Here is a 13,056-nt window from a genome sequence, read left to right as displayed (position 1 = left end):
GGTTGACACGACAGCACCAGGCGCAGCTACTTCGCGCGTCGAATTCCCCACGGTCACCCGGGCAACCGTGGGAACACACGCCGGCGGCCCGGTGGGAATGCCCACCGGGCCGCCGATCGTATTTCCGGGCCAGCGCGATCCGCGCCGAGCCGAGCCGCGCCGATCTGACTCGATCCGCGGTCAGGAACCGACCTGCTCGCGCTTGTCGCGGGAGGTCTTCATGAGGCTGGCGATCGTGGTGACACCGAGGATGAGGACGATCGCGATGAGGGAGAGCCACGTCGGGATCTCGGGCACCGCGTGGATCGGCTCACCCCCGTTGAGGAACGGCAGGGTGTTCTCGTGCAGCGCGTGGAAGATGAGCTTCACGCCGATGAAGGCCAGCAGCACGGACAGGCCGAGGCTGAGGTACACGAGCCGCTTGAGCAGGCCGCCGATGAGGAAGTACAGCTGCCGCAGACCCATGAGGGCGAAGATGTTCGCGGTCAGCACGATGAACGGCTCGCGGGTCAGGCCGTAGATGGCGGGAATCGAGTCGAGCGCGAACATGAGGTCGGTCGAGCCCAGCGCGAGGATGACGATGAGCATCGGCGTGATGACGCGCTTGCCGTTCTCGTGCGTGAACAGCTTGGTGCCCGCGTGCCACGAGGTGGTCGCCGGGAAACGCTTGGTGACCCAGGTGAGGAAGGCGTTCTCCTTGAACTCGTCGTCCTCGTCCTCGTCCAGGCCCTCCTTGGCCAGCTTGACCGCCGTGTAGATGAGGAACGCTCCGAAGATGTAGAACACCCACGCAAACTGGTTGATCAGCGCGGCGCCGACGGCGATGAAGATCGCCCGCAGGATCAGCGCGATGATGATGCCCACCATGAGCGCGGCCTGCTGGTATTTCTCCGGCACGCCGAACTTGGCCATGATGATGATGAAGACGAACAGGTTGTCGATCGACAACGAGTATTCGGTCAACCAGCCGGCGAAGAACTCCGCGCCGAAGTTCCAGCCGGCGAGCACGCCGATACCGATGCCGAAGAGGATCGCGGCGCTGACGAAGAAGGCCAGGTAGCGCGCGCACTCGGCCATCGACGGCACGTGCGGCCGTTTCACGATCCACAGGACGTCGACCAGCAGGAAGGTGCACGTCACGCCGATCGTGGCGATCCAGACCCACAAGGGGGTATTCATAGGTGGAGAGCCTTCCGGTACCTCAAGCGGGCGGCCGGAGGTCTCTCCCACCCGATCGAGCGGGTCGGCCCCCCGGGTCGCCCAGTGCTGCAGGTCGGTACCGACCGGTGCGCTGGGCGCCGTGCTGGCGAGGTGGCCGTCGCGGGATACTCCCCTCCGAGGACTGCCACATCCTTCCAGATGCCGGAGCCGAACGTCTATGTAGCGGCACGCGGATCACTGCAATAGCGGCAAATCGTGTCCGAGGCGGACTCCGTCGTGCCGTCAGCCGGTCGCGGCGCGCATCGCCCGCAACTCCTTCTTCAGGTCACCGATCTCGTCGCGCAACCGCGCCGCGAGCTCGAACTGCAGCTCCCCGGCCGCGGCGTGCATCTGCCCGGTGAGCTCCTGAATGAGCTCGGCCAGCTCGGCCGACGCCATGGCGGAGGGATCGATCCGCGACGGAGCCGGTGCCGCCGACGACGCCCGACCGCCGCCCTTGCGCCCGCGCGACTGGCTGCGTCCGCTGCCCAGCAGCGCCTCGGTGTCGGCGTCTTCGCGGGCGAGCATGTCGGTGATGTCGGCGATGCGCTTGCGCAGTGGCTTGGGGTCGATGCCGTTGGCGGTGTTGAACGCGATCTGCTTCTCCCGCCGCCGGCGGGTCTCCTCGATGGCCTCGGCCATCGACGGGGTGATCGTGTCGGCGTACATGTGCACCTGGCCCGAAACGTTGCGGGCGGCGCGGCCGATCGTCTGAATCAGGCTGCGGGTGGAGCGCAGGAAGCCCTCCTTGTCGGCGTCGAGGATGCTGACCAACGACACCTCGGGCAGGTCGAGGCCCTCGCGCAGCAGGTTGATGCCGACGAGCACGTCGTAATCCCCCATCCGCAGCTCCCGCAGCAGCTCGACGCGCCGCAGGGTGTCGACCTCGGAGTGCAGGTAGCGCACCCGCACCCCCTTCTCCAGGAGGTAGTCGGTGAGGTCTTCGGCCATCTTCTTCGTCAGCGTCGTGACGAGCACCCGCTCGTTGCGCTGCGTGCGCTGGTGGATCTGCTCGAGCAGGTCGTCGATCTGCCCCTTCGTACCGCGCAACACGATCTCCGGGTCGACCAGGCCGGTCGGGCGGATGATCTGCTCGACGACCCCGTCGGACTTCGCCAGCTCGTAGTCGCCCGGCGTCGCCGACAGGTAGACGGTCTGCCCGATGCGCTCGAGGAACTCCTCCCACTTCAGCGGCCGGTTGTCCATCGCGCTCGGCAGGCGGAAGCCGTGCTCGACGAGCACCCGCTTGCGGGACATGTCGCCCTCGTACATCGCCCCGATCTGCGGCACGGTGACGTGCGACTCGTCGATGACGAGCAGGAAATCCTCCGGGAAGTAGTCGAGCAGACAGTTCGGCGCCGACCCGCGGGAGCGCCCGTCGATGTGCATCGAGTAGTTCTCGATGCCGCTGCACGAGCCGACCTGGCGCATCATCTCGATGTCGTAGGTCGTGCGCATGCGCAGCCGCTGGGCCTCGAGCAGCTTGCCCTGCTTCTCGAAGGTCTCGAGCTGGTCGGCGAGTTCGAGTTCGATGCCCTTGATCGCCCGCTCCATGCGCTCCGGACCGGCGACGTAGTGCGTGGCGGGGAAGACGTACATCTCGTCTTCCTCGCGCACGACCTCACCGCTGACCGGGTGCAGCGTGTAGATGCGCTCGATCTCGTCGCCGAAGAACTCGATGCGCACCGCGAGCTCCTCGTAGACCGGGATGATCTCGACGGTGTCGCCGCGCACCCGGAACGTGCCGCGGCTGAACGCGAGGTCGTTACGGGTGTACTGCATGGTGACGAACTGCCGCAGCAGCTCGTCGCGGTCGATCTCCTGCCCGACCTTCAGGCGCACCATGCGGTCGACGTACTCCTGCGGCGTGCCCAAGCCGTAGATACATGACACCGACGCGACGACGACGACGTCACGACGAGTGAGCAGCGAGTTGGTCGCCGAGTGCCGCAGCCGCTCGACCTCGTCGTTGATCGAGGAGTCCTTCTCGATGTACGTGTCCGTCTGCGGCACGTACGCCTCGGGCTGGTAGTAGTCGTAGTAGCTGACGAAGTACTCGACCGCGTTGTGCGGCAACAGCTCCCGGAACTCGTTCGCCAGCTGGGCGGCGAGCGTCTTGTTCGGGGCCAACACGAGCGTCGGCCGCTGCACCTGCTCGATGAGCCAGGCCGTCGTCGCCGACTTACCGGTGCCGGTGGCGCCGAGCAGCACGACGTCCTGCTCGCCGGCGTCGATCCGATGAGCGAGGTCGGCGATGGCGGTGGGCTGGTCGCCCGAAGGCTCGTAATCGGAGACCACCCGGATGGGGGCCACCGTGCGTTGAAGGTCGGTCGTGGGGCGCATAACGAAGACGGTAAACGCCACCACCGACAAGGTTCTTCCCCGTCCGCTGCGGCGGGGCCGTCAGACCCCGCCGCAGCGCCCCACGGAACCCGTCGATCAGGGCTTCAACCAGGGCGAATCTGCCGCAACCGGCTCCGGCATCGCCGAGGAGTGGTGGCTGCTGATGAGCCAGCGGCGCGCGTCCCAGCGGTACGTGAACGTGTACCGGGCGACGGTCTTGCTGCCGTCCTTCGCGAACGTGAACACGTAGACGCCGGCGTCGAGCGCCGTGCGGCAGTCGGTCTCGATGTGCCGGTCGGTCTCGATGACGCGACCGACCGGCTTCCTCTCGAGGAACTCCTCGAAGTAGTCCACCTTCGCCGCGCGGGTGGTCCGCGGCTCGTTCTTCAACGTCGCGAGCAGCAGGGAGTCGGGAGCGTAGTTCTTCGCGACGGCCTCCGGGTCGCCGCTCTTCACGGCAGCGTTCCAGCGGTCGAACAGCCGCTTCACCTGCTTCTTCGTGATCGGGCGACAGTCGCGCGGAGGCCGAGCGGAGCCGTCGCTCGGCGCAGCCGCCGAGGCCGCCGAGGCCAACGGGGCCGCCGAGTTCGCCGAGGCGGGTGCCTGCGCCGCCACCACGGAGCCCGACGAGACGCGGTCGACTCCCCCGGCCGCCCCAGAAGCCGCCGATGTCCCGGTGGCCCCGGTGGCCCCGGAGTTCGTGCCGCACCCGGCGAGCAGTAGCCCGGCGATCAGCGCACCCGTCGACCCAGCGATCTTGTTCATCCCGACTCTCCAATTCATCTGTCGTGACTGTGTTTTCGGTCACGATTCGGTACTCGGGAGAGTAGTGGGGAGGCGGTCTTCAGCGGGTGTTCAGGCGGCCTGCGGTTCGTGCGAGCCCGCGTCGCGAGCCACCGAGGAAAGCCGACCGAGGTCACCGGAGCCGCGCAGCACGATGCGCAGGGCGTCCGCGGCCCCGGCCCTGTCGGTGAGCACCGTCGACCAGCCGCAGCATCGGCCGGTGGCGGCCTCCCGCCGCAACTGCTCCCAGCGGCGCACGTGGGCGGCGAACGACGACGGGTCGACGACCCGGCCGCGCGCGACCTGCCCGGCGAGAGCGGCTTCCGGGGCGGCGTCGACGTACACGAGCGCGGGGCGCCAGCCGCGGCGGCCGGCCAGCCACGACAGGGCTCGGAGCCGAGCCGGCCGGGTGCTGGGCTCGTGCACGAGCAGACGCCCGGCGCGGCGCGGGCCGAGCAGGATGAGGCTCAGCACGACGACGGCGTGCAGGGCGTGACACAGCGGACGGTAGAACCGGTACGGCGTGCTTGGGAGCCGGCGGGCGAACCAGTGGCGAAGGCCGTCGGGGTCGAGCGCCCGCACCCCGACGAGGTCGAGCCCCGCCGCCGCGATGGCCGTCGACTTGCCGGCGCCCGGCATGCCGCCGACGAGCACGAGGTCACCCGAGACCGATGGCCCAGCGGCCGGGGCCACTGCGGGGGTACCTGCGGGAACGGGCGGATGGGTGGGCACGACGGACCTCCGTGCGGCGCGAACTGGGGGCGTCGACGGGTCGCCGACGACTACCGCACAGGATCGCTCGTCATCCCGGGGCCCAGCGGTGCCGCGGCTGTGTGCCCGCTGTCAGTCCTGCCAGCCGGTGCGCTGCGCGAACGACTGCATCCGAGGCCATATCTCGCTGAACCACGGCGCCTTGGCCTGCGCGTACTCGCTCGACGCGCCGTGCTCGGCCGACACGCTCGCCTTGACGTCGACGTATTCCGCGGCGGCCTCCGGCTCGGCCCGCAGCCAGTCGCGGAACAGCAGCGCGTACTGCCAGCCGGCGCTTTCCAGCTCGCGCACGTGCAGGTGCACGACGCGACCCGGGTCGCACGACCCGTGGAACCGCTTGATCCACAGCATCGGGTCGGGCAGGTCGTCGGTGGGGTGGTCCATGCGGTAGTCGTCGATGCGCGGAAACCCGATGGCGGCCAGGGCGCCGACGAACTCCGGGTCGTCGGCGTCCGCGAGCCGCGGCACCCCGACCTGCAGGTCGATGACGTCCTTGCCGGGCATGCCGGGCACCGCGGTGGAGCCGACGTGCTCGATCGCGGGGGCCCGCTCCCCCAGCGCCGCACCGATGCGTTCGGCCAGACGTGCCGCCGTCGCGGGCCACTCCTCGTCGTAGTCGACGAGCACGGGGGTCTCCGCGGAGCGGGTGACGCGGCCCGCGCGCAGATTCGCGTCGAACGGCACGATCCGGTCGTCCCACAGGCGGCGGGTCGCGTCCCGCACCTCGTCGAGCGAGCCCTCGTTCGAGATGACCACGTCGGCGGCGGCGCGGCGCTGGTCGTCGCTGGCCTGGTGGTCCATGCGCGCGCGGGCGTCGGCCTCCGGCATCCCGCGCTGCTGCACGAGCCGCTCGAGCCGGGTCGCGTGGTGGGCGTCGACGACGACCACGAGGTGATAGTTGCCGCCCATGCGCTTCTCGACGAGCAGCGGCACGTCGTGGACGATGATCCGGTCCGGGCCCGCCTCCGTCATGATCTGCGCGGTGCGGGCGGCGATGCGCGGGTGCGTGATCGCCTCCAGGTCGCGGCGCGCCTGCTCGTCGCCGAAGACGGCGGAGGCCAGCGCCGGCCGGTCGAGGGAACCGTCGGCGGCCATGACCCCAGGCCCGAACCGCTCGACGACCGCCGCCAACCCCTCGGTGTCGGCGGCCACCACCTCCCGCGCCAGCGCGTCGGCGTCGATGACGAGGGCCCCCAATTCCTCGAGGATGCCCGTCACCGTCGACTTTCCGGAGCCGATGCCCCCCGTCAGACCGATCCGCAACATGCCCCGACCCTAACTCTGCCCACCTGGTCACGGGGTGTTTCCCACCCGCTCACCCGTGTGAGCCGCCCGACGGCCGCCGCGCCGAAGTCAGTGCCTGCGTAACCAGTTCGGGGCTGTCGCTGACGATGCCGTCGACGCCGAGGTCGATGAGCCGGGCGATCTGCGCGGGGTCGTTGACCGTCCACGGCACGACCGGCAGGCCCGCGTCGTGCGCCGCCTCCACGAACGCCGCGTCGAGCGCGCCGCCGGACACGATCCGGCCGCCCGGCTCGCGAGCATCGGTGGGCCACTGCCAGTTCGGAGCCAGAGCGTCGGCTCCGGCCGCGACCGCCGCCGCGACGACATCGCGCGGGCCGCGCCAACCGGCCGGGTCGACGCCGCCGAGCCAGGGGCTGCCCGGCCGCAGCGTCTTCGCCTCGACGAGCGCTGATCGCGGCAGGTGGGAGGCGGTCCGGCGGGCCCGTTCGAGCACCGCCCAGTCGAAGGAGTGCACGACGGCGCGCTCGAAACCGGTGGCGGCGATGTCGGCGAGCACCGCGTCCACGAGCGCCTCCCGGGCGATGGGGGCGCCGGGCACGTTGTGGTCGACCTTCACCTCGACGACGGCCCAGGTGCTGGGCAGCTGCTCGCCCAGGCGGGTCAGCAGGTCGCGCAGGCGCAGGATCGGCGCGGAGCCGGGCCGCACGGCGGTTCCGACGACGACGCTCGTCGGCAGGTCGGCGATCCACGCCTGCGCCACGTCGGCGGGCAACGCGGGGTCGGCCCGGGCCAGGGTCGCGTCGTGCCAGACGACGACGTCGCCGTCGCCGGTGAGGCGCACGTCGAACTCGACCGACGTCGAACCCAACTCGACGGCCCGCAGGAATCCCGGCCACGTGCTCTCCGGCAGGTGCGCCTTGGCCCCGCGGTGCCCCTGGATGTCGAAACCCGCGGCCCACGGGCCGATCCGGCGCCCGCGCGGGGACGGCCGGGACGGTCGCTGCGTCCTCACCCGCACTTTCTAGCAAGCGCCGCCCGCGGACCGGCGCGCGACACGTCGTCCGACACGGCCTCCGACGGCGCCGGAGACTGCGCCGGAGACGGCAGCGGAGACGGCAGCGGGCCCCGCCCCCGCGTGCTGCGGGGACGGGGCCCGGTTGACCGACTCAGTCTCGGCTAAGGACGACTCAGTGGCCGGTGAGCTTCTCGCGAAGCGCGGCGAGCGCGGCGTCGGAGGCGAGGGTGCCCTCGGCGGCGCTGACCTGACCGGAGTCCTGCGAACCGGAGGAGTAGGAGGTCGGAGCGGCGGTCTCGCCGGACGCGGCGGCCTCGGCGTCGGCCTTGAGGGCCTCCTCGACCTGCGCGCGGTGCGCCTCCCAGCGTTCGTGCGCCTCGGCGTACTGCTTCTCCCAGCGCTCGCGCTGCTCCTCGTGGCCGGGCAGCCACTCGTTCGCCTCCGGGTCGAAGCCCTCGGGGTACTTGTAGTTGCCCTGCTCGTCGTACTCCGCCGCCATGCCGTACAGCGTCGGGTCGAACTCGGCGTTCCCGATCGCGGCGTCGTTGGCCTGCTTCAGGCTCAGGCTGATGCGGCGACGCTCGAGGTCGATGTCGATGACCTTGACGAAGATGTCGCCGCCGACGGTGACGACCTGCTCCGGCAGCTCGACGTGACGCTCAGCCAGCTCGGAGATGTGCACCAGGCCCTCGATGCCGTCGTCGACGCGCACGAACGCACCGAACGGAACGAGCTTGGTGACCTTGCCCGGCACGACCTGACCGATCGCGTGGGTGCGGGCGAAGTGCTGCCACGGGTCTTCCTGGGTCGCCTTCAGCGACAGCGAGACCCGCTCGCGGTCCATGTCGACGTCGAGCACCTCGACCGTGACCTCCTGGCCGACCTCGACGACCTCGGACGGGTGGTCGATGTGCTTCCAGGACAGCTCGGAGACGTGCACGAGCCCGTCGACCCCACCGAGGTCGACGAACGCGCCGAAGTTGACGATCGAGGAGACGACGCCGGAGCGCACCTGACCCTTCTGCAGCTCCTTGAGGAACGTCGTGCGCACCTCGGACTGGGTCTGCTCGAGCCACGCCCGACGCGACAGCACCACGTTGTTGCGGTTCTTGTCGAGCTCGATGATCTTGGCCTCGATCTCCTTGCCGACGTACGGCTGCAGGTCACGGACCCGGCGCATCTCGACGAGGGAGGCAGGCAGGAAGCCCCGGAGCCCGATGTCGAGGATCAGGCCGCCCTTGACGACCTCGATGACGGTGCCGGTGACGACCCCGTCCTCTTCCTTGACCTTCTCGATGGTGCCCCACGCCCGCTCGTACTGCGCACGCTTCTTGGACAGGATGAGGCGGCCTTCCTTGTCCTCCTTCTGGAGAACCAGGGCCTCGACCTCGTCACCCACGGTGACGACCTCGTCGGGGTCGACATCGTGCTTGATGGAAAGTTCGCGGGAGGGAATGACACCCTCGGTCTTGTACCCGATGTCGAGGAGAACCTCGTCCCGGTCGACCTTGACGATGACACCTTCGACGATGTCGCCGTCATTGAAATGCTTGATCGTGGAATCGATCGCCGCGATCAGGTCTTCCTCCGACCCGATGTCGTTGATCGCGATCTGAGCTGTAGCCGTGGTGGCAGTCATGTATGTAGGGGCTCCGATGGACAGTTGTGTTCGAGGGGCGCCGTGACGCAGACGACTGCAGACGTTTGTCGGCGTTTGCAGCCGGTGACGGCACGATCGCCCTGGATGGACAGGGTGTGAAACGGGCTCCGGACCCGGGCCTGCACCCGCGCCGCTGAGCCAGCGCCGAACACACGAAACCGCCGGACGCACGGGCCCGTGTCTCGGGCGAGTCGTCGGCGGCGGACAGACGTGTGCTCTTGATAACACTACCGACCGTCACGCGGATGGCGCAAAACCTGTGTACCCAGGCGGCTTCTCGGGGGTGATTCGGCCCGTTCGTCACGTTCGGCGCGTTCGGCCCGGAGGGCAGACTGGCACCATGCCGTCCAGCGAACCGACCGACACCCGCGCTGCCCGCAAGTCGCGAGAGGCCCGAGAGGCCCGCGGGTCGCACCCTGTCGAGGAGCGTCAACGCCTCGATGACGACGGGCATTCCCTGCCCCGCCCCGACGACGTGCCCACGGTGACGCGGGCGCCGGTTGACGCGGCGGAGGCGGTGCGGGCCAACCGCGGCTGGTGGGACGCCAACGCCGCCGACTACTACGACGAGCACGGCGCGTTTCTCGGCGACGCGGAGCTGGTCTGGGGTCCGGAGGGCTGGCGGGAGTCGGAGTTGGGGCTGCTCGGGCCGGTGGCCGGGCGCGACGTGCTCGAGGTCGGAGCCGGTGCGGCCCAGGGCTCCCGGTACGTGGCCGGTCTCGGGGCGCGGGTGGTCGCGAGCGACCTGTCCGGCGGCATGCTGGCCGCGGCGCGCCGCATCGACACGGCCCGCGACGGCGCGGTGCCGCTCGTGCAGTGCGACGGGTGCGCCCTGCCCTTCGCGGACGAGTCGTTCGACGTCGTCTTCACCGCCTACGGGGTGTTGCCGTTCGTCGCCGACGGGGGCGCCTTCTTCGCGGAGGCGGCCCGGGTGCTGCGCCCCGGTGGCCGGCTCGTGGCCGCCGAACCGCATCCGATCCGCTGGTGTTTTCCGGACGTGCCCGGGCACGAGGGGCTCACGGCCGTGACGCCGTACTGGGACCGGCGCGCCTACACCGAGCGCGACGCCCGCGGCGCGCTGACGTACGCCGAGACGCACCCGACGATCGAGAGCCGGGTCGCGCAGATCGTCGCCGCGGGCCTGACGTTGGAGCAGCTGCGCGAGCCGCGGTGGCCGCCGCACAACCCGCAGACCTGGGGCGGCTGGAGCCCGCTGCGCGGCGAGTACCTGCCGGGCACGATCATCTGGGTCGCCCGGCGCCCGGCCTGAACGCGCCCGGGAGCGGGGCCCCCGGCCTCAACGCCCGGCCCCGGCCCGAGCACCGGGCCGCGTCAGCCTCAGTGCTCGGCGTCGTGCCAGCTGCGTCCGACGCCGACGTGCACCTCCAGCGGCACGTCCATCGTCACGGCGTCGCCCATCTGCTCGCGCACGAGCGCCTCGACGTCGGCGCGCTCGCCGGCGGCGATCTCGAGGACGAGTTCGTCGTGCACCTGCAGCAGCACCCGGGAGCGGGCGCCCGCCTCGCCGAGCGCGGCGTCGACCCGGAGCATGGCGACCTTCATGATGTCGGCCGCCGACCCCTGGATCGGGGCGTTGAGCGCCATGCGCTCGGCCATCTCCCGGCGCTGCCGGTTGTCGGCGGTGAGGTCGGGCAGGTAGCGGCGGCGCCCGAGCATCGTCTCGGTGTACCCGGTCTGCCGGGCGGTGGCGACGATCTCCCGCAGGTAGTCGCGCACGCCGCCGAACCGCTCGAAGTAGCCCTCCATGAGCCCGGTCGCCTCGCCGGGCGTGATGCCCAGCTGCCGCGACAGCCCGAAGGCCGACAGCCCGTAGGCGAGCCCGTACGACATGGCCTTGATCTTGGCCCGCTGCTCGTTGTTGACGTCGGCCGGCTCGACGCCGAACACCCGCGACCCGACGAACCGGTGCAGGTCTTCCCCGGAGCGGAACGCCTCGATGAGCCCGGGGTCGCCGGACAGATGCGCCATGATCCGCATCTCGATCTGGCTGTAGTCGGCCGACATGAGGCTCTCGTACCCGTCGCCGACGACGAAGACGTCGCGGATGCGGCGCCCCTCCTCGGTGCGGATCGGGATGTTCTGCAGGTTGGGGTCGACCGAGGAGAGCCGGCCGGTCGCCGCAACGGTCTGCACGTACGTCGTGTGGATGCGGGCGTCGTCGGCGACCGACTTCAGCAGCCCCTCGACGGTCACGCGCAGGCGGGTCGCGTCGCGGTGGCGCAGCAGCGCCTCGAGAAACGGGTGCTCGGTCTTGGCGAACAGGTCGGCGAGCGCCTCGGCGTCGGTGGTGTACCCGGTCTTCGTGCGGCGGGTCTTCGGCAGGTCGAGGGTCTCGAAGAGCACGACCTGCAGCTGCTTGGGCGAGCCGAGGTTGACCTGCTCGCCCCCGATCGCGTTCCACGCGTCGGCCTGAGCGGTGGCCACCTTGTCGGCGAAATCGGCCTCCAACGAGCGCATCTGGTCGATGTCGACGGCGACGCCGACGCGTTCCATCGTCGCGAGGATGTCGACGAGCGGCAGTTCGACGGCGGTGAGCAGGTCGGTCTGGGCGGTGTCGGCGAGCACGGTGTCGAGCACCGTCGACAGGTCGAGCACCGCCGCGGCCCGCACCATGGCGGTGTTCGCCGTCTCGTTCTCGGCGAGCTCGAGCGCGAGCATGCCCTGCCCGGCCGCGCCCGCGTCGCCGGCCTCGGTGCGCAGCTCGCGGTGCAGGTGCCGCAGCGACAGGTCGGCCAGGTCGTAGCTGCGCTGGTCGGGCCGGGCGATGTAGGCGGCCAAGGCGGTGTCGGCGACGACGCCCCGAACCGTCCAGCCGCGCGCCTGCAACTGGTGCAGCTGCGCCTTCGCGTCGTGCAGCACCTTCGGCCGCTGCGGGTCGGCCAGCCACTGGGCCAGCGCCCGGTCGTCGTCCGGAGTCAGCCGGGTGACCTCGACGTACGCCGACGCCTCCCCCGCCGCGAACGCCACCCCCTCGGCGTCGCCGGCGCCCCGGGCCCACTGCCCGACGACCTCGACACCGGTGCGCACCCCCGGCCCGGCCTGTTCGGCGAGCCAACCGCCCAGCTCGCCGGGGGCGAGCACGTCTCCGTCGAGGTCGAAGCCCTCCTGCGCCTCCGGCTCCGCGGTCTGCAGCGCGAACAGCCGATCGCGCATCTGCACGCCGAACTGCAGCCCGTCGAAGACCGTGTGCACCTCGTCGCGGTCCCACGTGCGCCGGGCGAGGTCGTCGACGCCCAGCGGCAGGTCGACGTCGCGGACCAGCTCGTTGAGCCGCCGGTTGGTCAGCACCTGACCCAGGTGGGCGCGCAGCGACTCCCCCGCCTTGCCCTTGATGGAGTCGGCGCCCGCGACAAGCCCGGTGAGGTCACCGAACTGCCCCAGCCACTTGGCCGCGGTCTTCGGCCCGACCCCGGGCACGCCGGGCAGGTTGTCGGAGGTCTCGCCGACGAGGGCCGCGAGGTCGCTGTAGCGCTCCGGGGGCACGCCGTACTTGGCCTCGACCGCCGCGGGGGTCATCCGCGCGACCTCCGAGACGCCGCGCACCGGGTACAGCAGGGTGGTCTGCGGCCCGACGAGCTGGAAGGCGTCGCGGTCTCCGGAGACGATGAGCACCTCCATGCCGGCGGCGACCGCCTGCGTGGTGAGCGTGGCGATGATGTCGTCGGCCTCGTAGCCGGCGACCGAGACGTGCGGGATGCGCAGCGCGTCGAGCACCTCCTGCACGAGCGGCACCTGCCCGCGGAACGCGTCGGGCGTGGCCGAGCGGGTGGCCTTGTACTCCTGGTACGCCTCGGTGCGAAACGTCTGCCGGGACAGGTCGAACGCCACCCCGACGTGGGTGGGCTCCTCGTCGCGCAGCATGTTGATGAGCATCGAGGTGAAGCCGTAGACGGCGTTCGTCGTCTGGCCCGAGCTCGTGGAGAAGTTCTCCGCGGGCAGCGCGAAGAAGGCCCGGTAGGCCATCGAATGTCCGTCGAGAAGAAGCAATCGGCTCACAGGTGGCAGCCTAAGCTGCGGT

Annotated in this window: 9 protein-coding genes; 1 reads left to right on the top strand and 8 read right to left on the bottom strand. The window is 70.6% G+C overall.

The window, feature by feature from the left end; translation table 11 throughout:
- Positions 1-180 precede the first annotated feature (180 nt).
- The 7 genes from PINTE_RS01690 to rpsA all read right to left on the bottom strand — a co-directional run bounded on the left by PINTE_RS01690 (position 181) and on the right by rpsA (position 8,996).
- A complete protein-coding gene (locus PINTE_RS01690) occupies positions 181-1,179 on the bottom strand; it encodes a TerC/Alx family metal homeostasis membrane protein (RefSeq protein ID WP_068425339.1) in 999 nt (332 codons plus the stop codon).
- 264 nt (positions 1,180-1,443) lie between these two features.
- The gene (gene uvrB / locus PINTE_RS01685; RefSeq protein WP_068425336.1) at positions 1,444-3,543 is read right to left on the bottom strand and encodes an excinuclease ABC subunit UvrB; all 2,100 of its coding nucleotides are present in this window, start codon (positions 3,541-3,543) and stop codon (positions 1,444-1,446) included.
- 96 nt (positions 3,544-3,639) lie between these two features.
- Positions 3,640-4,308: an SgcJ/EcaC family oxidoreductase gene (locus tag PINTE_RS01680; protein ID WP_084343094.1), complete on the bottom strand. Its 669-nt coding sequence runs from the start codon at positions 4,306-4,308 to the stop codon at positions 3,640-3,642.
- A gap of 90 nt (positions 4,309-4,398) precedes the next feature.
- Complete coding sequence (locus PINTE_RS01675; protein WP_157087024.1) at positions 4,399-5,058, bottom strand: AAA family ATPase; 660 nt, start codon at positions 5,056-5,058, stop codon at positions 4,399-4,401.
- A 111-nt stretch (positions 5,059-5,169) separates the two neighbouring features.
- Entirely contained in the window at positions 5,170-6,363 is a 1,194-nt protein-coding gene (gene coaE / locus PINTE_RS01670; RefSeq protein ID WP_068425330.1) for a dephospho-CoA kinase, read from the bottom strand.
- A gap of 49 nt (positions 6,364-6,412) precedes the next feature.
- A complete protein-coding gene (locus PINTE_RS01665) occupies positions 6,413-7,354 on the bottom strand; it encodes a glycerophosphodiester phosphodiesterase family protein (protein ID WP_068425327.1) in 942 nt (313 codons plus the stop codon).
- Positions 7,355-7,529: 175 nt separating this feature from the next.
- Positions 7,530-8,996, bottom strand: coding sequence for a 30S ribosomal protein S1 (gene rpsA / locus PINTE_RS01660; protein ID WP_068425325.1), 1,467 nt, complete (start codon positions 8,994-8,996; stop codon positions 7,530-7,532).
- A 361-nt stretch (positions 8,997-9,357) separates the two neighbouring features.
- On the opposite strand from rpsA, the gene PINTE_RS01655 reads away from it, so the two are divergent.
- Entirely contained in the window at positions 9,358-10,287 is a 930-nt protein-coding gene (locus PINTE_RS01655; RefSeq protein WP_084343092.1) for a class I SAM-dependent methyltransferase, read from the top strand.
- A 68-nt stretch (positions 10,288-10,355) separates the two neighbouring features.
- On the opposite strand, the gene polA is transcribed toward PINTE_RS01655, so the two are convergent.
- The gene (gene polA / locus PINTE_RS01650; RefSeq protein ID WP_068425323.1) at positions 10,356-13,034 is read right to left on the bottom strand and encodes a DNA polymerase I; all 2,679 of its coding nucleotides are present in this window, start codon (positions 13,032-13,034) and stop codon (positions 10,356-10,358) included.
- Between the last annotated feature and the right edge of the window lie 22 nt (positions 13,035-13,056).

Origin of the sequence: Piscicoccus intestinalis NBRC 104926, assembly GCF_001515525.1 — a bacterium.
In the GTDB taxonomy this organism is placed as follows: domain Bacteria; phylum Actinomycetota; class Actinomycetes; order Actinomycetales; family Dermatophilaceae; genus Kineosphaera; species Kineosphaera intestinalis.
Note: the sequence above shows the minus strand (reverse complement) of the source record. Positions and strands in the feature narration are given on the sequence as shown.

What these genes read in the sequence shown, in the direction of transcription:
- PINTE_RS01690 (WP_068425339.1), bottom strand. Translation starts at nt 1,179, where the DNA reads ATGAATACCCCCTTGTGGGTCTGGATCGCCACGATCGGCGTGACGTGC.
- uvrB (WP_068425336.1), bottom strand. Translation starts at nt 3,543, where the DNA reads ATGCGCCCCACGACCGACCTTCAACGCACGGTGGCCCCCATCCGGGTG.
- PINTE_RS01680 (WP_084343094.1), bottom strand. Translation starts at nt 4,308, where the DNA reads ATGAACAAGATCGCTGGGTCGACGGGTGCGCTGATCGCCGGGCTACTG.
- coaE (WP_068425330.1), bottom strand. Translation starts at nt 6,363, where the DNA reads ATGTTGCGGATCGGTCTGACGGGGGGCATCGGCTCCGGAAAGTCGACG.
- rpsA (WP_068425325.1), bottom strand. Translation starts at nt 8,996, where the DNA reads ATGACTGCCACCACGGCTACAGCTCAGATCGCGATCAACGACATCGGG.
- PINTE_RS01655 (WP_084343092.1), top strand. Translation starts at nt 9,358, where the DNA reads ATGCCGTCCAGCGAACCGACCGACACCCGCGCTGCCCGCAAGTCGCGA.